This window comes from Coleofasciculus sp. H7-2 (genome assembly GCF_042747725.1).
GTDB lineage: Bacteria > Cyanobacteriota > Cyanobacteriia > Cyanobacteriales > FACHB-T130 > FACHB-T130.
In genome coordinates this window covers 21,100-42,366 of record NZ_JBHZGO010000018.1, presented here as the reverse complement: position 1 = coordinate 42,366, position 21,267 = coordinate 21,100, and the positions used below count along the sequence as shown (strand labels likewise).

At 45.0% G+C, this 21,267-nt stretch carries 19 protein-coding genes and 1 tRNA gene; 10 read left to right on the top strand and 10 right to left on the bottom strand.

Translation table 11 applies throughout. The annotated features are described in order from the left end of the window. The first annotated feature begins 14 nt into the window (after positions 1 to 14). Entirely contained in the window at positions 15 to 98 is an 84-nt protein-coding gene (locus ACFW2W_RS03270; RefSeq protein ID WP_378173273.1) for a hypothetical protein, read from the top strand. 98 nt (positions 99 to 196) lie between these two features. Here the strand turns inward: ACFW2W_RS03270 and ACFW2W_RS03265 are convergent, their stop codons facing one another. Both ACFW2W_RS03265 and trxB read right to left on the bottom strand, forming a co-directional pair. Further along, entirely contained in the window at positions 197 to 1,093 is an 897-nt protein-coding gene (locus ACFW2W_RS03265) for an ABC transporter permease (RefSeq protein ID WP_378173270.1), read from the bottom strand. 559 nt (positions 1,094 to 1,652) lie between these two features. Further along, on the bottom strand, positions 1,653 to 3,035 hold the full coding sequence (gene trxB / locus ACFW2W_RS03260; protein ID WP_378173268.1) for a thioredoxin-disulfide reductase: 1,383 nt from the start codon (positions 3,033 to 3,035) through the stop codon (positions 1,653 to 1,655). Positions 3,036 to 3,234: 199 nt separating this feature from the next. Between trxB and ACFW2W_RS03255 the strand changes: the two genes are divergently transcribed. The 3 genes from ACFW2W_RS03255 (at position 3,235) to ACFW2W_RS03245 (ending at position 7,657) form a co-directional block, all read left to right on the top strand. Continuing rightward, positions 3,235 to 4,557 carry a class I SAM-dependent methyltransferase gene (locus ACFW2W_RS03255; RefSeq protein ID WP_378173265.1) on the top strand — a complete coding sequence of 441 codons (1,323 nt, stop codon included), beginning with the start codon at positions 3,235 to 3,237 and terminating at the stop codon, positions 4,555 to 4,557. Between the two features lie 122 nt (positions 4,558 to 4,679). Continuing rightward, positions 4,680 to 5,264 (top strand): type IV pilin-like G/H family protein, encoded by a 585-nt coding sequence (locus ACFW2W_RS03250; RefSeq protein WP_378173262.1) that lies wholly within the window; start codon positions 4,680 to 4,682, stop codon positions 5,262 to 5,264. A 158-nt stretch (positions 5,265 to 5,422) separates the two neighbouring features. Continuing rightward, positions 5,423 to 7,657 carry an O-linked N-acetylglucosamine transferase, SPINDLY family protein gene (locus ACFW2W_RS03245; RefSeq protein WP_378173260.1) on the top strand — a complete coding sequence of 745 codons (2,235 nt, stop codon included), beginning with the start codon at positions 5,423 to 5,425 and terminating at the stop codon, positions 7,655 to 7,657. A gap of 27 nt (positions 7,658 to 7,684) precedes the next feature. Here ACFW2W_RS03245 and ACFW2W_RS03240 read toward each other — a convergent pair whose 3' ends face one another. Both ACFW2W_RS03240 and ACFW2W_RS03235 read right to left on the bottom strand, forming a co-directional pair. After that, complete coding sequence (locus ACFW2W_RS03240) at positions 7,685 to 10,018, bottom strand: methyltransferase domain-containing protein (protein ID WP_378173257.1); 2,334 nt, start codon at positions 10,016 to 10,018, stop codon at positions 7,685 to 7,687. Between the two features lie 47 nt (positions 10,019 to 10,065). Then, on the bottom strand, positions 10,066 to 11,052 hold the full coding sequence (locus ACFW2W_RS03235; protein WP_378173255.1) for an FkbM family methyltransferase: 987 nt from the start codon (positions 11,050 to 11,052) through the stop codon (positions 10,066 to 10,068). A gap of 653 nt (positions 11,053 to 11,705) precedes the next feature. Between ACFW2W_RS03235 and ACFW2W_RS03230 the strand changes: the two genes are divergently transcribed. Then, complete coding sequence (locus ACFW2W_RS03230) at positions 11,706 to 12,371, top strand: hypothetical protein (protein WP_378173252.1); 666 nt, start codon at positions 11,706 to 11,708, stop codon at positions 12,369 to 12,371. Positions 12,372 to 12,809: 438 nt separating this feature from the next. Here the strand turns inward: ACFW2W_RS03230 and ACFW2W_RS03225 are convergent, their stop codons facing one another. The 3 genes from ACFW2W_RS03225 to ACFW2W_RS03215 form a co-directional block, all read right to left on the bottom strand. Continuing rightward, complete coding sequence (locus tag ACFW2W_RS03225) at positions 12,810 to 13,289, bottom strand: hypothetical protein (RefSeq protein ID WP_378173249.1); 480 nt, start codon at positions 13,287 to 13,289, stop codon at positions 12,810 to 12,812. 168 nt (positions 13,290 to 13,457) lie between these two features. After that, positions 13,458 to 13,625 (bottom strand): hypothetical protein, encoded by a 168-nt coding sequence (locus ACFW2W_RS03220; protein ID WP_378173246.1) that lies wholly within the window; start codon positions 13,623 to 13,625, stop codon positions 13,458 to 13,460. A 291-nt stretch (positions 13,626 to 13,916) separates the two neighbouring features. Next, positions 13,917 to 14,402: an allophycocyanin gene (locus ACFW2W_RS03215; RefSeq protein ID WP_378173244.1), complete on the bottom strand. Its 486-nt coding sequence runs from the start codon at positions 14,400 to 14,402 to the stop codon at positions 13,917 to 13,919. Between the two features lie 75 nt (positions 14,403 to 14,477). Here ACFW2W_RS03215 and rlmD point away from each other — a divergent pair, with 75 nt between their 5' ends. Then, positions 14,478 to 15,905, top strand: a complete 1,428-nt coding sequence (rlmD, locus tag ACFW2W_RS03210; RefSeq protein ID WP_378173241.1) for a 23S rRNA (uracil(1939)-C(5))-methyltransferase RlmD — start codon at positions 14,478 to 14,480, stop codon at positions 15,903 to 15,905. Between the two features lie 443 nt (positions 15,906 to 16,348). Beyond that, positions 16,349 to 16,798 (top strand): ATP-binding protein, encoded by a 450-nt coding sequence (locus tag ACFW2W_RS03205; protein WP_378173238.1) that lies wholly within the window; start codon positions 16,349 to 16,351, stop codon positions 16,796 to 16,798. Here ACFW2W_RS03205 and ACFW2W_RS03200 read toward each other — a convergent pair. After that, positions 16,795 to 17,076 carry a DUF6439 family protein gene (locus ACFW2W_RS03200; RefSeq protein ID WP_190536186.1) on the bottom strand — a complete coding sequence of 94 codons (282 nt, stop codon included), beginning with the start codon at positions 17,074 to 17,076 and terminating at the stop codon, positions 16,795 to 16,797. The two genes, ACFW2W_RS03205 and ACFW2W_RS03200, sit on opposite strands and share 4 nt — an antisense overlap. Positions 17,077 to 17,112: 36 nt before the next feature. On the opposite strand from ACFW2W_RS03200, the gene ACFW2W_RS03195 reads away from it, so the two are divergent. From ACFW2W_RS03195 to ACFW2W_RS03185, 3 genes are all read left to right on the top strand, one after another. Further along, complete coding sequence (locus tag ACFW2W_RS03195; protein WP_378173235.1) at positions 17,113 to 17,490, top strand: DUF2203 domain-containing protein; 378 nt, start codon at positions 17,113 to 17,115, stop codon at positions 17,488 to 17,490. Between the two features lie 110 nt (positions 17,491 to 17,600). Next, positions 17,601 to 18,992, top strand: a complete 1,392-nt coding sequence (gene asnS / locus ACFW2W_RS03190; RefSeq protein WP_378173233.1) for an asparagine--tRNA ligase — start codon at positions 17,601 to 17,603, stop codon at positions 18,990 to 18,992. A gap of 3 nt (positions 18,993 to 18,995) precedes the next feature. Then, entirely contained in the window at positions 18,996 to 19,643 is a 648-nt protein-coding gene (locus ACFW2W_RS03185) for a type I restriction endonuclease (protein ID WP_378173230.1), read from the top strand. Between the two features lie 155 nt (positions 19,644 to 19,798). Here ACFW2W_RS03185 and ACFW2W_RS03180 read toward each other — a convergent pair whose 3' ends face one another. Both ACFW2W_RS03180 and ACFW2W_RS03175 read right to left on the bottom strand, forming a co-directional pair. After that, entirely contained in the window at positions 19,799 to 20,704 is a 906-nt protein-coding gene (locus ACFW2W_RS03180) for a DUF4394 domain-containing protein (RefSeq protein ID WP_378173227.1), read from the bottom strand. A 373-nt stretch (positions 20,705 to 21,077) separates the two neighbouring features. Further along, a tRNA-Thr gene (locus tag ACFW2W_RS03175) sits at positions 21,078 to 21,149 on the bottom strand. Positions 21,150 to 21,267 lie beyond the last annotated feature (118 nt).

Genomic DNA, 21,267 nt, shown 5'->3' with positions numbered 1-21,267 from the left:
TCACTCGCAAGACGATTTGTTTTTCCAAGTCCATTTGGCTACATGATGTGGTGATTGGACTGTTCATCAATCGCTATGAGTTTGGCTTGTTAATTTAACTATCGAGCCACACGTCTAGAACATTACCTCACCAAAGTTGCTAATTAGTCGTTGCGTAACAGGGTTCCGATTACCGATTACTCATGAGTATTTGACTCTACTCAGGGGATTTTTGGTTCCAATTTTCTCTCCGCAACCGGGGATTGACAAACTCGCTTAATCCTTCTCCCACTAAAGACAACCCTACCACCATCAGCGTCATCGCTAAGCCAGGGAAAAGCGCTGTCCACCAAATTCCAGTAGGCAGAGCATCCAGCGCCTGACGGAGATCGTAGCCCCATTCTGGAACCTGATCGGCAAGCCCTAATCCTAGAAATCCCAAACTGCCCAAAATCAAAATCGCATCGGCAGCATTCAGGGTGAATAATACAGGCACGCTCTGAATCACGTTGAGAAACAGGTAGCGAGAGAGAACCCTCCAAGTATCCGCCCCCATTGCTTGAGCGGCTTCAATAAACAGTTCTGTTTTAACACTAACTGTATGGTTGCGAACGACTCGATAATATTGGGGAATGTAAGATATGCTGAGCGCGATCGCGGCATTTAACACCCCTCGTCCCACCACAAACGCCAGCGTCACCGACAGCAGCAGCCCCGGCAACGTATAAATTGTATCCATCAAAAATAGCAGCACCCGATCCAACCTGCCGCCCAAATAACCGCTGACTAAACCCAACGGCACCCCGATGACAAGGCTCAAGACGGTTGCCAAGATAACCACTTGCAGCGCCGCTTGACTCCCAAACAGCGTGCGCGAGAAAACATCGTACCCTTGGCGACTGGTACCAAACCAATGACGCCACGAGGGCGGCTCGTGAATGGGGTTAGCCAGGGATTCCAAAGGATTTTGCAGCCATCCCCAAGCCTGAAATGCGGGAGTGAGGAAGGCTATCAGCACGAACATCAAGGTGATAACAATTCCCACCCGCATCATCTGCATGGAGAGACTGGGACGCCCAGATAAACGCAAAAAAGGAAGTTTGGTAAGGGTCATGGTTTCTTGTTCAACTTGGCATATCAACGCCCGCAGGCTCTCATCCTGGGGCTACACAGACGAAGCCTGCCAACGCACAGGCTCCCAAACAAGAAGTTATACCAATTTGCCCTACAATCCTAACTATTTACTCCCCCAACAGAGCATAAAAACAGAAGGTTACGCAACGCTGCACCTTTTAGAAAGCCCCCCTTAAAAAGGGGGGTTGGGGGGATCAAATTGTGATATTGCTCTGTTCGTTAGATCCAGTAGAGATACCAGCAAAAGCAGAGATACCAGCAGGGATCAAATCGTGAATTGCTCTGTTCGTTAGATCCCCCTAACCCCCTTAAAAAGGGGGAACCGGAAATTTAAAGTTGCACATCCCCTAAGGTAGGAATTTGTTGTCTGACACTCGAAAAACGTTCAGGACTTACGCAAAGCTTATACATATAGCGTTTTGTAGGGGCAATCCCTCTGTGGTTGCCCTCAGATGTGGTGATGTGCGGCGAGTCCTGACGTTATTAGTCCGCGAAGGCGATCTTTGTTTGTGTAGCCCCAGGATGAGAGCCTGCGGGCATTACAGATATTGCTCAATCATTTGGCGGAACTGGCTCTTTTGCTTCACGCCCTTCATCTCACCCACTAATTCCTTATTTTTGAAGAACTGCACCGTAGGCGTTCCGGTAACACCAGCATTCTCGGCAATGTCTCTATCTTCCGCGATGTCAATTTCTACAAAGTGAATTTTGCCATCGAACTCATCCACCACCTTATTTAAGATCGGCTTCAGCGTATGGCAAGGACCGCAATTGGGCGAGACATATTTGACCATCAGCAGGCGATCGCTATTATGGAATAGCTTCCGCAGCGCATAGCTACCCTCATGTCTCGTCGCCTGAGGGTTAAACGCCTCCTCTGGATTCAGTTCAGCTACTTTATCACCAGGCTCATCTGCTGGCGTATCTGGCTCTTCAGACGTATGTATCTGCTGACGATACTCGTGGAGTAAACCATTAACAGATAGCCATCGTTCAGCCAACATTGCCGCCATACAGCCAGTACCCGCCGCAGTAATCGCCTGACGATATTCACGATCCTGGACATCACCCGCAGCAAAGACGCCCTCTACACTCGTCTCCACGGAACCAGGCTTCGTCACAACGTAACCAACCTCATCCAATTCCATCTGCCCCTTAAATAGGGATGTGTTGGGCTTATGTCCAACCGCGTAGAACAATCCTTTAACAGGGAGAACACTCTCTTCCCCAGTCTGAGTATGTTTCAGCTTAATCCCTGTCATCCGACCCTCTTCACCGACAACATCCACTGGCTGAGAGTTCCAGTGAACGGTAATTCTGGGGTTATTCAGCACCCGATCCTGCATCGCTTTACTTGCGCGCATCTTGTCGCCACGAACCAACATATGAACGCGATCGCCATACTTAGTCAGGTAAACTGATTCCTCAGCAGCAGAATCACCACCCCCAACCACAGCCAGTTCCGCACCGTGAAAGATAGGCGTGGCACCATCACAGATAGCACAAGCCGAGATCCCTCGACTCCAAAATTCATGCTCGCTAGGCAGTCCTAACCTTTTCGCCGTCGCCCCAGTAGCAATTACAATACTATGAGTTCTAACTTCCCGTTCCTCAGAATGCACAGAAAAAGGACGCTGACTCAAATCCACCGATATTACATCCTCGGTAACTAACTCAGCCCCCCATCTCTCAGCCTGCGCCTTCATCCTGTCCATCAATTCCGGCCCCGTAATCCCCTCTGGAAACCCCGGAAAGTTCTCCACTTCTGTCGTGGTCATCAGCTGCCCACCAGGTAGCCCTCCAGCTTCAAAGCCTTCAAACACAAATGGTTTCAGGTTCGCCCGTGCCGCATAGATAGCAGCGGTATATCCAGCAGGGCCAGAACCGATAATCACCAAGTTTTCTACGATTGGGTTGGTCATGGCTTTATATACAAACTCATAACGACTACGTTTAGTATAGTATAGCTGCTGGTGAGGGAGGCGATGAGCGCCAGAAACTTTTGCTCGCTAGTATAGTTTTGCCCTAAAAATGGGAACCCTTGAAGGGGAGTGCTGGCATTAACTAAATTTTGCCCCACTTCCCAGATGTGCAAAACTCCAGTATCAGGAAGTATTCCCTATGAACGACCAATCATCTGAATTACTTGAAAAAATTCGCCAGCAATTTGATACTTCTCCTTATCCTAGAAACCCACTAGATGAATCTCCAAAAGATAACGCCAGTGTACTTCATATTCACAACTTGGCAACATCTTACTACAAGAGAAACCAAAGATTTATAGAGACTAAAGGAAAAATAATTTTAGATGCCGGATGTGGCAGTGGCTACAAATCTTTAATTTTGGCAGAAGCCAATCCTGGCGCAAAAATTGTAGGGATTGATTTATCAGAAGAGTCTGTAAAACTATCCCGTCAACGCTTGCAACACCACGGATTTGAGAATGCAGAATTCTATACTCTCTTGATTGAGGATTTACCAACTTTAGGTATAGAGTTTGACTACATTAACAATGATGAAGTCCTTTATCTCCTACCCGATCCAGTTGCAGGATTGCAGGCAATGAAGGCAGTTTTGAAACCAGATGGAATCATCCGTACCAATCTCCATAGTTCACTACAGCGGAGCATTTTTTTCCGGTCTCAAGAAGTCTTTCAAATGATGGGTTTTATGGATGAAAACCCCCAAGATATGGAGATCGGGTTTGTTCGAGAAACTATGGGGGCTTTGAAAGATCAAGTTCTTCTCAAGTCGCAGACCTGGCATCCTAAGTATGAAACAGAAGACGAACTGATTCTAGCAAATCACTTACTTCTGGGTGATAAAGGCTCTACTATTCCTGAAATGTTCTCGGCTTTGAAAGCTACGGATTTAGAGTTCATCAGTATGGTGCAGTGGCGACAGTGGGACTTAATGAGTTTGTTTAAAAATCCAGACGATTTGCCTGCATTTTTGGCACTAGCTCTCCCGGAAACTTCTGTGGAAGAGCAACTGCATCTGTTTGAACTTTTACATCCTGTCCATCGTCTGCTTGACCTCTGGTGCGGTCATTTAAACCAAGCCAAGCCTTTTGTACCAATTTCTGAGTGGAGAACTGCTGACTGGCAAGAAGCGCGGGTGTATCTGCATCCTCAACTGAGAACCCCGAAATTTAGAGAAGACCTTGTAGCCTGTATTTCAGAGCTAAGAATGTTTGAAATCAGTCGGCATCTCCCCATTCATGAGGGGTTTGTCAATATAGATAGCTCAAGTGCAGTGTGCCTGCTACCTTTGTTGGACGAGTCTCAGTCGATGATGTCTCTGGTGGAGCGCTGGAAGCAAGTCAGACCTGTTCATCCTGTAACCTTAGAGCCTACAGATGAGGGAGAGGCTTTTGAGATAGTCCAACAGCTACTGACTCGGCTGGAGAGCCTTGGGTACGTGCTGCTGGAGTGCTGTGCCTAAAAGTGCTGGGATGTATCCCTAAAATTTTTTTTGCGGAGGGTGATATGAAAATAAGCGGAAGTGGGTAAGTTAAATCCAACAGATAGAAGTTAAGCATCCCGCACCTTAAGGAGAAACCCCTCATGAAGACTGAACTAAAAGCTAAGTTCCTGCAACACCTGAACCAAAAAAGACAGGACGAAGGTTTCACCCTGATTGAACTACTCGTTGTTATCATCATCATTGGTATTCTGGCTGCGATCGCCCTACCTTCCTTCCTAAACCAAGCTAACAAAGCTAAGCAGTCGGAAGCCAAGCAGTATATTGGTTCGATGAATCGGTCTCAGCAAGCCTACTACCTGGAGAAAAATGCTTTTGTTGGTGAACAGGCAACAGAATTTGCTAACTTAGGTCTTGGCATCGCCACTCAGACGACAAATTATATATACCGAATTAAAGGTGGTGGTGTTGGAACTAAAGCTGTTACGAACCAAGCAGCCCAGGTAGTGGGAGCTGGTGCTCCGATCAAAGCGTATGTAGGTGGCGTAGTTGTAGGAACCACGCAAGGTACAGGTGAGGCAACCACGCTTGCAATATTGTGCGAAGGCAAAAAGGCTGCTATCCAAGGTGGTCCTACTGCTGCTCCTGCTGATGTAGTCGCTGCTGTAGCTGCTGGCGTTCAACCAATCTGCCCCGGTGCTGGTTATGACAACTTAGGTAAATTCTAGGTTAAATAGAAAAGAAATTCTTGTCGTAGCGGTTTTAATAGAGCCAAGTTAAACATTTGGCTAAAGTGGGTAGAGCATTCTACCCACTTTGTTTTTTAAGCTACCTACGCCTGAAAGAATGGGTTTTAGCCCTAAAATAACACCAAAAATCATTTCCTATGACTACTGAAGGCTCTTTTCTTAATCAGGCTAACTGGCAGCAGCAAGCCTGTCAGTATTTAATTCAAGGAAAATATACTAAAGCTGCAAGCTTATACGAAGATGCAATTGAAATAGAACCTGATATCAAGTCGCATTACTGGTATTTAGGTATGCTGTTGCTGTTGCAGGGGCAGGAAGCAGAAGCTCAAATGACCTGGCTGCTAGCAATGGCAGAAGGTGAGCCGGAACAAGTCGAGCTGTGGACAGGGGAACTAATACAAGTTCTGCAATCAGAAGCTGAGCGACGGGAAGCTTTTGCAGACTACCCTGCTGCTTGGGCAATCCGGCAGCATATACAAGAAATAAGTCCCGGTGATGTAAATAATCTGTTGCAGATTATTCAACTTTCTATTGAAATTGAGAGGTTTACTGGAGAAGACTTAACTTCCCTAAGAGTCATTGATGTACTCAAGTCAGGTCAAGAAGTAGAAGTTAACCCGGATTTATTGCTACAAGTATTGCAAAATTCCTTAGATTACGCGCCGCTGGAACCATCATTACTGGAATTTGCGGAAGCAAGTCTTCTTTATATTCATGAGTCTCATGCTTTTATCAATATAATACTGCCTGCATCTATCAAAATTGCTTACTCTACAAAGCAACCTGCACTGGCAGCACGCTTTGCAGAATTATGTTTACGTTTAGATGGAGAAAATCAAGAGGTTTTAAGGCATCTGACCGCTTTTTATAATAAGGCTGGTAAATATGATGAGTGTATAAAAACTGCTAAACTTTGTTACTCTTTAATGCAAACGTTGCCCGATAAAATTTTTGCCATCCAGCTGATTTTGCAAGGGTTGATGGGTGCAGGCGGATATTGGAAAGAAGCCATTTCTGTATTCCAGCAGCAGGAATCCTTGCTTTTGGAACTGATAAAAGAACAACCCATTCAGCTCGATCAAATCACCACCCTTCGTCTGTCTACACCCACTTTTTTTCTGCCCTATTACAGAGATGCTCTAAAAAATAATCGCTGGATTCAAAATCAAGTTTCTCAGATTTTTCAGTCTAACGTTCAACATTATGCAAAAGAGCAAGCCGAGCAATTTGGTCAACAACGCTTACGTAACTGGGGGGGGTGTACGACTAACAAACCTCTTAAGATTGGCTACTTATCTCATTGCTTAGGAAGGCACTCAGTTGGTTGGCTGGCACGATGGCTCTTTGAGCATCACGACCGCGATCGCTTTGAAATTAATGCTTATTTTGTTAACTATAGACAGATAAACGACTTTTTACAAGAATGGTACGTCGAACAGGTTTCCCATGCTCACAAATTAGGGATGGATGGTCTAGAGATTGCTGAGCAAATTTATCAAGATGAAATAGATATCCTAGTGGATCTTGATAGCATTACCTTAGATATCAGCTGTGAAGTCATGGCACTAAAGCCTGCACCAGTTCAAGTCACTTGGCTGGGCTGGGATGCTTCAGGTTTACCAGCTATTGATTACTTTATTGCTGATCCCTACGTTTTACCAGACTCGGCTCAGGATTACTACACTGAAAAAATCTGGCGGCTGCCACAGACATATATAGCAGTAGATGGTTTTGAGGTGGGTGTGCCGACTCTGCGCCGCGAAGAGCTAGATATTCCCAGCGATGCGGTGGTGTATCTCACGGCCCAAGGTGGATATAAGCGTCATCGTGATACAGCCCGACTGCAAATGAAGATTATCAAAGAGGTGCCAAACAGCTACTTCTTGATTAAAGGCTTGGCTGACCAAGAGTCAATTAAAAACTTCTTTAACCAGATTGCAGAAGAAGAGGGGGTGGATAGCGATCGCCTGCGATTTTTACCAGAAGTGGCATTAGAATCTGTTCACCGAGCTAATCTGGGGATTGCTGATGTGGTTCTAGATACTTATCCATACAATGGAGCCACCACGACTCTAGAAACTCTGTGGATGGGTATTCCTTTGGTAACGCGAGTTGGGCAGCAATTCGCGGCTCGTAACAGCTATACCATGATGATGAATGTGGGTGTGACAGAAGGGATTGCTTGGACTGATGAAGAGTATGTCGAGTGGGGTGTTCGCTTGGGTAAAGACCCCGCTTTGCGGCAACAAATCGCCTGGAAACTGCGGCAATCAAGGCAGACATCCCCCCTGTGGAATGCCAAACAGTTTACCCGCGAAATGGAGAAGGCATATGAGCAGATGTGGCAAATATATGTTGAAGCTGGTCGATAGTCTGAAGACAACAAAGCACAAAGCTTTCTACTGGAGGCTCCATTCGCCCATTTCGAGCTGAACCACTCGCTTCTCGCTGAAGCTATCGAGATTGCAGGTGGGAATGTTTTCTGCTTTCACTACTGCGATCGCCTGTTGATTTTCGTTTTGCATAACAATTCGAGCATAAATGCGAGGCAACAGAGCTTTCCAGTGTATTTCCTCTAATTTTCTAGTTAGAGAAATTTCCGGTCCCTCAGTCACATCTAAATCTTCTTGCATAATAAGATTCATCGCCACACTGGATAAAACCAGATTGGCATCCTCCTCAGAAATATTCGCAGTTTCTACAAGTAACGCCATCTGACTTTTTTGCGGGTGGGTTGCGATCGCCTTTATAACTCTTTCTAAGTCTATGCTTAGAGATTCTTCTGGTTGAGACCAATCTGGAAAAACAATTAAATTGATCTCTTTCAGCTTTAAAAGCAAGAGCGTAGCCTCAATTAAGGCAGAACTAACTGTTCTCCCCATTGTTTCCCAAGAAAACTTTTTCGCTTGTTCCATTCCCGCTGACATTAATGAGCGGCGCACTTCCGGTTTTTGAACCTCACAAAGGGCATTCGCCAGCCCATTAATATCCTCATCATTTACGTATAATGCCGCTTTCCCAGCCACTTCAGGAATAGAGGCATTGGCACAAGTAATAACTGGACAACCACAAGCCATTGCTTCCACAACAGGTAGCCCGAACCCTTCATACTTCGACGGATAAACCAATGCAATAGCTCCGGAATAAGCCGCCATCAACTCTTCATCACTAAGTTGCAGCATATGAACAACGCTGCCTGAAGTATAGGCTCTAAACTGATCGTCCAGTAAAGCTCCACTACCCGTACAAACAATATCAAAGCCTTGTTTACTATAAAGTAGAGCAAAAGCCTTTAAGAACAAAATTGTATTCTTATAACCGCCTATACCGACCAGAATAAAGTATGGCTTGGAGATGCCGTACTTTGTTCTAAAAATATTAACTTCTGCAATGCTTGCTGGTAAAAAAGTCTTATTAACTCCACAATGAGCTACCGTTATCGATTCTCTAGCAATATGCGGGAAAAACTTTACCAAGTCACGCGCTGTATTTTCTGAAATAGCTATATAGGCAGAAGCCTGTTGAATGGCATAATGCTTTTCTTGCCACATGGGATTGTTGAAATCCCATTCCATAACTTCCGGAATCATGTCATACGCCATAAAGACAGAGGGCGTTGACAATGGGGTTGTGTAGTAGGTTGAAATAAATAAGTCGGCACCCTCCTCATCACATACTTGCTGCAACATTGCCCGGTCAGCATCCGTTGTACTGTAGTTATAAGCTGGTACAGAGCGATATAGAACACCAGGAATTTTAGGAGCAGTTCCAGCTCTGTCAATAACTACAATATATTCTGCAAAACCGTTTTTTGCCCATTCTTCAAGCAAAGATTTCCAGACGCGAGCAATCCCCGTTTGATACAACTGGAAAAATACCCCGTCAATAGCAACTTTTACTTTTTTTGTACCTGCTGCAAAATCAGCATTATTATTGTCTTCCTCAGTAGTTTTAACCTCATTATTATCATCATCCAATTTACCAATAGATTTTAAATAATCTCTCTGAAGTAGGGAGGTTTTTTGAAGATTTTCTTGCCCATCACCGCCCAAGCTATTAAGCCAATTATGGCTCAAGCTTTTTTCAGTTAGCAGATGCAAGGATGAGCCATCGGAATATAAATTCAAACCGAAATTATCAGCAATTATAGACAGTGCTTTACTCGTGTATAGAGAAATATGCTGACCTTCGTCAAGCGAATAGTACCACCATTCGTTAGGCTTAGGATTACTTGCTGGCAACAATTCAGTGCTAAATAAAATATTTCTAGAGAATTTCAATATATGCTCTATTTCAGCAATAGGCTCTACCAAATGCTCAAATACTTCAAATGCTGTGACTAATTCATAGCGAGTGTTTTCTTTATCTTCAGCTTCAAAGCCTTGAGCAAATATATTCTGGCAAAATTTATCATACCAATAAAAATCAATGCCTAAGTCTCTCATTAACCGAACAAATACACCATATCCGCCTCCGTAATCTAGAAATTTATTCTCATGGTTAAAATGGTTAATAATTATATTACTTGATACTTGGGACAAGTTGATGTTTCTGAATAACAGCCCAACATCACTACTAGCTATAGCTTCAGAATATGCTTCCTCAAGCCAATAAGGTTCCTCCGTTTGAATAAAACTGCAATTTGAACATTGAAAATAATCAATGTCATACTTTTGCATGATTTTAGTATTGGCGATATTTATTGAGTCTGATTCACAGATTTTGCATTTCATAAAATCATGAAACTGATTTTTCTTTAAAACAACGAGATTTCTTTATTTTAAAGATGTTTACCACTAGCATATTTTCTAATTCTAGCAACAAGAGGCAGGGAATCTAGTCCTTGTGCTACCAGCTCTGGAACTTGAGCCAGACTCTCTATGATATTGTCAGCAAAGTTATATTTTTCGTCCTCGCCGTAATTCAGTGTCAGATACTCCAATAGTTCTAAAGCATAATCACCAAAATTCATAATATCAGCAATACAAGCTAGTTTTAAAATTCGCTCAGGTGTCTTTAAGTGTGTATTCAAGTCTTCTCGAATTAAGTCACGGAAGTAAAAAGCATCTGCCCAAATCAAAGAACCGGGATGAGTTTCTGATACAATTGGTGAATCCGTCCGAACTCCACGTCCAGTGCTAATAACCAAATCGAAAAGTGTAAAATCTTTATTTTTTAAATAAATATCTATATCACTAAAAAGAGGCTGATTCCTATACAAAGGAATAAATTCAACCTCAGTTAAAATACCCAATATGCTGCTTTCTATAATTCTACTGGCTCCTTCTAAAACCTGAAGATCGGCTCCCTGAACATCAACCTGCAAAAAATCAATTTCCTCAATTTGTTCGGATTCGCAAAAAGCATCTAAAGTGGTTGTGTCAACTTCCACTGTAGTAACTAATTGGTGCCACTCTAGATAGCCAGCAAACCGCTTTAGGTAAGATTCGTTCGGAGGATATAATGAGCTACTACCAGTAAAATTAGTGACGTAAAGAGTAGCCTCTCCAACTGAATTCCAAAGCACTTGTGGAATATGTTTTTCAGTCCAATTTACTTGTCGAACTTCAAGCTCCGAGTTCATTGCATCACAACTTTCTGCATCAGCATCAAATCCATAAATAGTAAGGTGAGGCGCAAATATATGCCAACCTTGACTTGCATAATCATCCTCCCTTACTATTTTGCGAGAGCCAACAATCCCAACAGTCATATGAACTTGCTCTAAATGACCGCTGCTTTTTAAGCTGGAAAGAAAAAATGACATAATAAAATTTTTACTCTTTGAGGTATTAACCTTACAAATTAATAATTATAATTGTAATGTTCTCGATTAGTCTACACTGGATGCTTAGAGAGGGACAAATTATTTTAAATTAAGCTAAAGTCAAGATTAATTTAAGATTCGTTAAGAAGTAGTGTTCTCTAAACCCTAGTTAAAGAGGTCTTTCTTAGCTTCTTCTTGAAGGGTACTGACTAAAAGTAGAAGAGGAGCTATGTAGTAGTTACTAAATCATTTTATGGTAACGATCGCCTCTGCTCAAACTTTCTCACTTGGCAACCAGATGTTTTTAAGAAAATTTAACAAGACTTAACAAACTATGAGGATTCTCAAGGGTATAACCTTCAGTCTAGAAGGCATGAGTGAGGCTAAAACCCATCAAGCGCTCAATCACCGACTTCAACAGCATCAACTATAACTCAGCCAGGAGCAAAAAAAACAACTGGTGTTTGAGAGGCTGACCGTTCATAGGCTTTATCTTGCTTGAGAGGCAGCGAATACAAATGCTTTCCCAATTTCATAAAAACTTAAGTCGTTCGATAGTTACCTTTTGTGTAGCTCTGATGTGTGTTTTAGTAATTGGAGTTTTACAGGTACCCCATTTAAACCGACTGCGTACCGGAGCTAAAAGCACGTCGATGCAAAATCTTGAAAGAGAAGAAGAGTCAGAAAGACTACGCCTTAATCTACTTCAAAAAACTCCCTCTTTGGGTTTTGCTAATCTTTTAGCAGACTGGGTATTTCTCGGATTTCTGACGTATTACGGTGATGATTCAGCACGCGGAGAAACTGGTTATAGCCTCAGTCCAGAATATTTCGAGATAATTGTGGACAGAGATCCGCATTTTTTAAATTCATATCTGTTTCTTTCTAACAGTATTTCTATGTACGCAGGAATGCCAGAAAAGTCTGTTGCGCTTATGGAGAAAGGGCTAAAGTCGATTGCCAAGAATCCGCTTCCAAAGTCTTATTATGTCTGGCGCTATAAAGGAACTGATGAATTGTTGTTTCTAGGAGATGCTCAAGCGGCAAGGCAATCCTTTGAGAAGGCGGCAGAATGGGCAAGTATTTATTCCGATCCAGAAAGCCAAAATGTAGCAGCTATTTCTCGTCAAACTGCACAATTTCTAGCCCGCAACCCTAATAGTAAGTTTGCTCAGGTGGGTGCTTGGACGATGGTTTTACAGAATGCAGTTGACGATCGCACGCGCAAGATTGCCGTCAGTCGGATTGAAGCGTTGGGTGGCAAAGTTGTTGTTACGCCGGAAGGAGAGGTGAAGGTTAAGCTGCCGGAGAAAGATTAAGGGGATAATTGGGTAGATTTCTCACATCTTGCACCAGCCTCATAATCCGCCAGCCAGCCAGCTGGCTAATAGCCCAAGTCCACTAAAGTGGACTAAAGATTAGTATTGAGTCCACTTTAGTGGACTTAAGCTATTAGCCCGGAACTTGAGTTCCGGGCGGTTGTTGTCTCCAGATGCAATATCTAAGATTTTATAGCAGGGAGCGATCGCTCTGTTTGTACCTCTGCTGCTAAAAACAAAATTGCCCCACAGCAAAACTGCTGTAGAGCAAGAGGACAGTTAAACGCTTACTCTAGTTTCCAGAAATCTAGCACCCATCGACTCGCTCTATGTGACGGTATTTACAGTGTCCCTTAAGACAAAATAAAGACGCAATAGGCTGCAATTGTACGCCGTTGCGCTCATCAAACTCAAAAGATAGGCTAACCATGCCGTTGGCTAAAAATGCTGATTCAGCATCAAATGATGTAGTGTCAAACCTACACCAATCCCACTCAGCGAGACGACAACGAGAATCCAAAAAGCTTGCACTGCATTGAATTTAGCAGTTTGAAGGTCTAGTCTAGCTAGGGCACCTGCTGAGAGTAAAACAAAAATATTGGCAAAAATATTAATCCAGGTCAGGATGAAGACTCCAGCCAAAGCTGCGCTTATGACTGAAATAAACGCTCTGGTATCGGAATTCATCCAACGGGCAAAAAAGATTCTCAGAAGCCTGATCGGAGCCGTTAAAACCAAAGCTATCAAAAAGGCTACTCCTATCTCTAACAGCAAAATCTCCCAGGTATATTTAGAGGAAAACAACCAGCCGTATACGCAATAAGTACCCAGAAGCAGCGCCAGGGTGGCTCTAGGCAATCTTTTCAGGAAAGACATTCCATTAATTGCGCTCCCTTTGGCGTATAAATCTTGTACCACGAGTCTACACTGAGCTAGCAAACTGTCGGCATCTTTTTTCGGGTTTTTCTAGGCTGGGGAGCTTTATACTGACATCTTGCACCATTCTCAAGTTTGCCCCAAGTCCGCCTTGAACTCAATTTTCTTGGCTCATAGCTCAAGTCCATTGAAATGGACTGAAATTCTTACTCAGTCTTCTTCAGAAGACTTGATTCTGTTAGCCTGGGGTTTAAACCCCAGGCGGGTAATGCGACTGGTGCAAGATGTCAGTTTATAGTCTTGTAAGCGATCGCTCAGGATACTATCGCTCAGGATACTATCGCTCAGGATACTATCGCTCAGGATACTATCGCTCAAGATACTACTGCTTCGCCTGCAACTTTGTCCTACTCATTCGTAAGCGCTCTTCACTGTGATCGGAATCACAGAAGATGACGATCGATATCGCTCTCCCTCCGTGGCTGAGTGGTCATACTAAGAGACGACTGAACTCTAGCCGAGTCATCAATAGGGAACACACGACCAGCCGACAGATTCTGTAGAGAGACTGTCGGTTTTTTGTTGCTTGGTGCAAGCATCAAGGCAGCAAGTGAAGAAGAATGACTCTTCTTCACCTGCGATCGCGTGTTCTGACTGATAGCGATAGAATCAGGACATGGATTGAATGATGTAGTCGAAATAAGGAGCCGCTGCTATTGCATCGTCCTCGCTGAGTAAGTCGAGGGAGGCTTTTTTCAAGCAACGGATGGATTCAGCCATACCTGGGACAGGAACGCCGAGAGAGTTGTACATTTCCCGCACGCCAATCAAACCAATTTTTTCAATCGGTTCCTTGTCACCGGAAAGAACTCCGTAGGTAATTAGACGCAAGTACCAGCCGTAATCCCGCAGGCACAGCGCCCGTTGCCGCTCCCCGTAGGCATTGCCCCCTGGCGCGATGAAGTCAGGGCGTTTCTGCCAGAGCTGCTTACTGGCTTCTTGAACAATTTTTTTCTCATTTTCAGCCAGCGTGTTGGCGATACGCACCCGCTGTTCGCCAGTTTGCAAATAATCTTTGATGCTCTTGAGTTCGCCACTACTGGGGTAACGAAGTTCGTCGTCTGCTTTGAGAATAACTTGGCTAACTACACTCATGATTATCGGGATGATTCAGAATATCATTCGTAGTTTAACGAGTCGGTGGGACACAAATAAAGGGACAGAGATAATATGTCACTAACAAAATTACTGAATACAGGTTCTAGCGAGGCGGGTGAAGACTTTTGGCAACAAGGTCAACTGGTGGAAGCGCTCATCAGCGATCTCAGTGACAGCGGTGACGGAGTCGGTCGTTTGGGGGGTCGGGTGGTTTTTGTCCCAGATACGGTTCCGGGCGATCGCGTTCTCGTGCGCTTAGTGCGAGTCAAACCTCAATATGCCCACGGCAAATTGCAAGAGATATTAGAAGCATCTAGCAATCGCATCCGTCCATCCTGCATCGTGGCAGATAAGTGCGGCGGCTGTCAGTGGCAGCATATTGACTACCAGTACCAGCTAGAAGCTAAGAGAAACCAGGTGATCCAAGCCTTAGAACGCATTGGCGGGATCGCTCAGCCAACCGTCGATCCCGTCCTGGCAGCTGCCGATCCTTTGGGCTATCGCAACAAAGCGACCTATCCAGTAAAACGGTCATCAACAGGTCAAGTACAAGCAGGTTACTACCAAAAAGGCAGCCACCACCTGATTAACTTGAATCAATGCCCGGTTCAAGACTCGCGTTTGAATCCCTTGCTGGCAGAAGTCAAGCAAGACATCCAGAAGCGGGGTTGGGGAATTTACGACGAAAAACTTTACCGAGGGAAAGTCCGTCACCTAGGGCTGCGGATTGGGCGACGCACGGGCGAAATATTGCTGACCTTGGTCGTCAAAGATTGGAATCTCGTCGGGATCGATGCTCAAGCTCAAGAGTGGTTAACTCGCTACCCCCAGCTAGTGGGCGTCTCGCTTAACTGCAATCCCGATCGCACTAATGCAATTTTTGGCACGGAAACCCGCTGTATCGCCGGACAACCTTACTTGCGCGAGGAATTCGCGGGTTTACAGTTCCAAGTGCGTCCCGACACCTTTTTTCAAGTCTATACAGAGCAAGCTGAAGCGTTGTTACAGGCGATCGCTGATGAACTAAATCTGCAAGGCAACGAGGTGCTAGTAGATGCCTACTGCGGCATTGGCACGTTAACCTTGCCGTTGGCGCAGAAGGTAAAGCAGGCGATTGGTTTGGAGATGCAGCCAGAAGCAGTAGAGCAAGCGAATCTCAATGCCCAATTGAATAACATCACAAATGTAAAGTTTTATGAGGGAACGGTGGAGACGTTGCTGCCCACTCTGGAGGTGAAGCCGGATATTGTATTGCTCGATCCCCCGCGTCAGGGATGCGTTAGCGCAGGGCATCCGAAGGACGGTCGCGCTGTCTTAGAAACCCTCTTAGAAATTCAGCCGAGTCGGATTGTCTACGTTAGTTGTAAACCCGCTACCCTAGCCCGCGATCTGAAATTCTTGTGTCAATCGGGCAGCTATGAGTTAACCCGCGTACAACCCGCTGACTTCTTTCCCCAAACGCCTCACGTTGAATGTGCCGCCGTTCTTGTGCGCCAATAACAGCCCGCCAATAACAGCCCTTTGTAGCGTACTTGGCTGAGCTTTGGGGTGGCTTTTTTAGAAGATTTTGTTACAATAGAGAAAGTGGTTTATCCTACAAATTTTGGGATAGAAAGCACTCCTCTAGAGGTCAGAAGTTAGCAAATTATTCGTATCCGTCAGAAAGCTAGCAATTTGCCAAGTAATCTAACGGAAAAATGCAGTTGGTATCCTCTATTAAAAAAGAGAGTACCGCGCGCAATTCGCAATGATTAACGCTTGTGGATAGGTGTATTAAGCCTGGACATCATCTCGAATCTACCTGTGATTCCCCCGATTGTACGCATAAATGTACGCAAAAGATGAGTCCAAAACTACTCGTATCAAAGCTGTATAGCGCTACGCGCATACCCTTCGGCATCTGACTGTTAATTCTATTGAATGAAAGTCTAGAGGTTTTTTGAGTGATTGCTATCTCACAGCGTCCGGTGAGGCGAACCTGGGGCACGATTAGCTTCGCTTCTACCCTCTACCTTTGTCCCGTTCTGGATCTTCTGTTAGCTCAGATTCCAGTCCGGTGGCAAGCGGAAATTCGACTAGGACTGCAAGAAGCGCTAGTCAATGCGGCAAAACACGGCAATAAGCTAGATCCCGGTAAGACCGTGTCCGTCCGCTTTTCGATGGTAGAAGGACAATACTGGTGGGTGATTTCAGACGAAGGAACGGGCTTTTCTCCTCCCTGTGATTGCCATTCTGACCCCGAACAACATCTTCCTGACGACGAAGCAGAAAGCGGCAGAGGGATGTGTATCCTCCACCAAATCTTCGATCAAGTCCACTGGAACCACCAGGGAACGGAACTCAGACTCTGCAAGCAAGTCAAAAGTCGTTTCCGGCAACCCCTGCTTTTCTAACGGCTGTGTCCATGAGTTGGGCAAGGCGGTGCTGAGATAGATTTGTCCAGCCAGCCGGAAGCCTGCTGAAAGCGCACCAACGCTTCTTCCGGTTGATCTTTCAGGAGAAATACCAGTGCGGCGATGGCTTGTTCGCCAGCGCGAACTTTGCGGTTAGACTTGAGCCGATGCCAATCATTCGGGTGAATACTCAAGCGTTCTGCCAGAGCTTGAGCGAGTTCCAGGGTACTCAGTTCGTTCAAGTCAGAGGTTTTAGAAAGCTGGGTCGGTTGAGACATACTGAAGATAGACTCGCATTTATCCTACTCTACTGTATGCCGCGCCGTCCCAAAGGGTCAGATCCATCGCCTTCCCCACTTGGGGATCAAGAGCAATTTGAGACTTCGCTCTTGGAAGTTGAGACTTCGCTTGCCGAGATCAAAGAACGCTATGCCCAAGTGCAGCAAGACAAGCAGCGGCAAGCCGAACTCCAGCAGCGATTAGACGAGATAAAAAAGGAACAAAGGCTTTCCCAGCAGCGACAACTGCAAGTAGAGCTGCGGCGCATCAAAGAACAGCTGGATACTATAGAACTTAACTTAGAAAGCCGTCTATTTTCTTGGGACAGTTTAAAAGAACCTTTTTGGCAAGCTGTCCGCTTTGCAGGACTTGGCATTGTTGTAGGCTGGATCTTGAAGTCCTGCGCTGGGTAGGGGTTAGCAGGTTGAAAAGGTGGCAAGTTGAAAGATAAACCTTCAACCTTCAACTTTCAACCCTTTAACTATCGAAAACCTTCACTTAGCAGATAACAACAGATAACAACATGGTGACTCGACGGATTGCAGACATATTGCGAAATAGTCAGCCAGATGAGCAGCTGACGATCAAAGGCTGGGTACGAACGAAGCGAGAATTGAAAGAATGTGCCTTTGTTGAAGTCAACGATGGCTCATCAATGGCTAACCTCCAAGTTGTACTCAATCCAGATTTGTCAGATTATGGGAACATCATCAAACAGCTGAACACAGGTGCTTCTGTAGAAGTTGCGGGTGTGCTGGTAGAGTCTCCGGCAAAAGGACAACGAATTGAGCTGAAGGCGGAAACGGTGAAAGTCTACGGGGAAGCCGATCCCGAAACCTATCCGCTGCAAAAGAAACGTCACTCATTTGAGTTTTTGCGAACAATTGGGCATTTGCGATCGCGCACCAATTCCTTTGGTGCCGTTTTCCGCGTCCGCAATGCCTGTTCCTATGCGATCCACCAGTTCTTTCAAGAGCGGGGATTCCTCTGGGTTCATACCCCCATTATCAGCGCTAGTGACTGTGAAGGAGCGGGAGAGATGTTTACCGTCACCAGCCTCAACCTGAAGGACATCCCCCGCACAAACGCCCAGGAGATTGATTACAGCAAAGACTTTTTTGGACGCCCTGCCTACCTCACCGTCAGCGGACAACTGGAAGCTGAAGTCATGGCGATGGCATTCAGTAACGTTTATACTTTTGGTCCCACCTTCCGAGCCGAAAATTCCAATACTTCTCGCCACTTGGCAGAATTTTGGATGGTAGAACCAGAAATGGCTTTCTGCGATTTAGAAGGCAATATGGACTTAGCCGAAGCCTTCCTGAAGCATATCTTCAAGTATGTGCTAGATACTTGTCCTGAAGATATGGAGTTTTTTAACCAGCGAATTGATAACTCCGTTCTCGCTACAGCAGACAATATCATTAACAACCAGTTTGAACGCTTGACTTATACGGATGCGATCGCGCTTTTGGAAAAAGCCGATAAACAATTCGAGTATCCCGTCAAATGGGGCTTGGATTTGCAGTCAGAACACGAACGCTATCTGGCTGAAGAAGTCTTCAAAAAACCCGTCATCCTCACCGACTACCCAACAGAAATTAAAGCCTTCTATATGCGCTTAAGCGACGATGAAAAAACCGTCCGCGCAATGGATATCCTCGCTCCTAAAATTGGCGAAATTATTGGGGGATCGCAGCGGGAAGAACGTCTGGATGTGCTAGAAAGACGCATTCAAGCTCAAGGGCTAAATCCAGCGGATTATTGGTGGTATCTAGATTTACGGCGCTATGGCACCGTTCCTCACGCTGGCTTTGGCTTGGGGTTTGAGCGCTTAGTGCAATTTATGACTGGAATGGGTAATATTCGAGATGTTATTCCTTTCCCTCGTGCGCCGTTGACCGTGGATTTTTAAGCGATGGTAAAGATAATTCCTATTGCCGAGAACATCAGCACACTGCGTCAAGTGCGGGATAAATTCAATCTCATACTTGCCGCAGACGACCACTTCTTCAATGAATGGTTCGAGGGTTTGCCTGAAATTACCGATCGGGAAAAAGAAACTTTGGATCGGATTAAAAGAAGATACCACTATCATAGGGAAGATGGTCTTTTGGCGGAAGGTGCGGTTAATTTGGTGGTATTATCTCCACTATTGGAACTAGCAGGTTTCTACGATTTTCCCTTTAAAATTAGTGCTGAACCAACCGTACAAATTGCCGTTGAAGACAGAGATGAAATCTATCGGGGACGCATTGATGTTCTGGTATTGCAAGACCAATTTTGGATTTTGGTAGTTGAGTCAAAGCGTACAAACTTCAACGTAGATATTGCCATTCCACAAGCTTTGACTTATATGATGGCTAATCCTAACCCAGATAAACCTACCTTTGGTATGGTGACCAATGGCAGTTACTTCATGTTCATTAAGCTGGTCAAAGGTAACTTTCCTGAATATGCTTTATCTGACGATTTTTCACTCTACCGTCGTCGCAATGAATTGTACGATGTACTGCGGGTGCTAAAGCAAATTGGGGAAGCGATCGCCCATTCCCGATCTGGTTAGTGGAGGGGCAATCTGCTTCACACAGTCTGAAATTTTCCCCTTCAAACAAAAAATCTCTGGCAATTTAGGGGCGAGTTAGCTAGTAGAGTGGCAATGCCCACCCTACTGAAAGCCCAAAAAGCACAAGGGCACAGTATGAACTCTCAAAACTATAATTAATTAGCCGACTTGACGCGACGGCGGCGACTTAGTAGGGCAAGCGCACCGAAACCGATCAAAGAACCTACAGTACCAGGCTCAGGGACGGAAGTGGCAGCAAGACCGATAATATTACCGCTCCCGCTACTGAAACTGCTCAGTGTCGTAGCAGCACCCGTGCCTAAGTTGATGCTGTAGAGTTTCGAGTCGGAAGCTGCGAAGGCAGTATTGACGATGCTACCTCCCTGTTTAGTCGTGAAGATGTCAAACCCTCCTGTCTCGCCGAAATCGATGCCGAGGGAACCTACGGTGTTCAGGGTGCCAGCATTAGGCGGAGCCTGCGTAACTAATATGTCGAGAGCGGAGTCGATGCCGTATAGTGTAGTTGCGATCGCCCCAGCAAACGAATTAGTGTAGGCCGCAGCGGTAATATTGGGGTTAGTTCCGAAGTTGGGATCGCCAGCCGCATAGGCTAAGGTTCCATCAGTAATCACCGCACCACTATTCACGTTGGTACGAAGGTTTTGGTCGTTGCTACCGACAAGCCGCAGGCGGTCAGGTACCGGGTTGAAGTCAAATCCTGACATGACTCCTCCAGTGAAAGGAACGCTGAGGTTACTTACCAAAGTCGCAGCACCTGTGGTGGTGTCAATGGTATAAATGCCGTTCTTGTCTGTGACACCGTAGAGCAGACCATTGGCTGGTCGAAAGTCAATACCTAGCAAAGTACCATCAACCCCTGCGATCTTCACTGTGCTAGAAATCTTGGAAAGTTTGCGGTTAAAGAAAACCAGACTGTTATCGTCATTCAGACCAATCAGCTTGATGGTAGCTGCATCTACAGATTTGGCAACGCCGAACAGATCGAACGTCGTAATTACGGCTAATGCAGCGATCGCTGTACCGAGCTTATTTAGTTTCATGGGTAGTTCTCCGACTGCTAATTTTTTCTAGTTTTATCAGCCAAATTCAACAACTATGTAAAACTACGCAAATATGCTTAGTTTTAACTGGTAATTGACTATGACTGTGTGTTGTACGGAGGAACTATCACTACAGTTTTCCGTCACAGTCTATCTTTACCAATTCTTTAATTAGCAGCCGGTTTTCGCTAAAAATGTGAAGCTTTTATGAAGTGTTAGTCTAAACGACGGATAGTAAAACTACGAAAAGTAGAAATCTTTCGTTTGTGTTTCACGCCGTGGGGTTAGGTTAGTTAAAAAGTCTTTTAAACCCAACACTCATAACGCCTTCGTTAGATCCGCGTTTTTCTAAAAGACACAACCTCACCAAAAAAGCTGGTGACAAGATTTGAACTTGCGACCGGCTGATTACAAATCAGCTGCTCTACCCCTGAGCTACACCAGCAACCAACGTATAGAATAGCAATTTTTGAATTAAATATCCAGTCCTTCCAGTATTAATACTTAATTTTTTCCCAGGAAACTGAGCCAAATCATCAAGCTAATTTGGGTTGGAGTAGAGA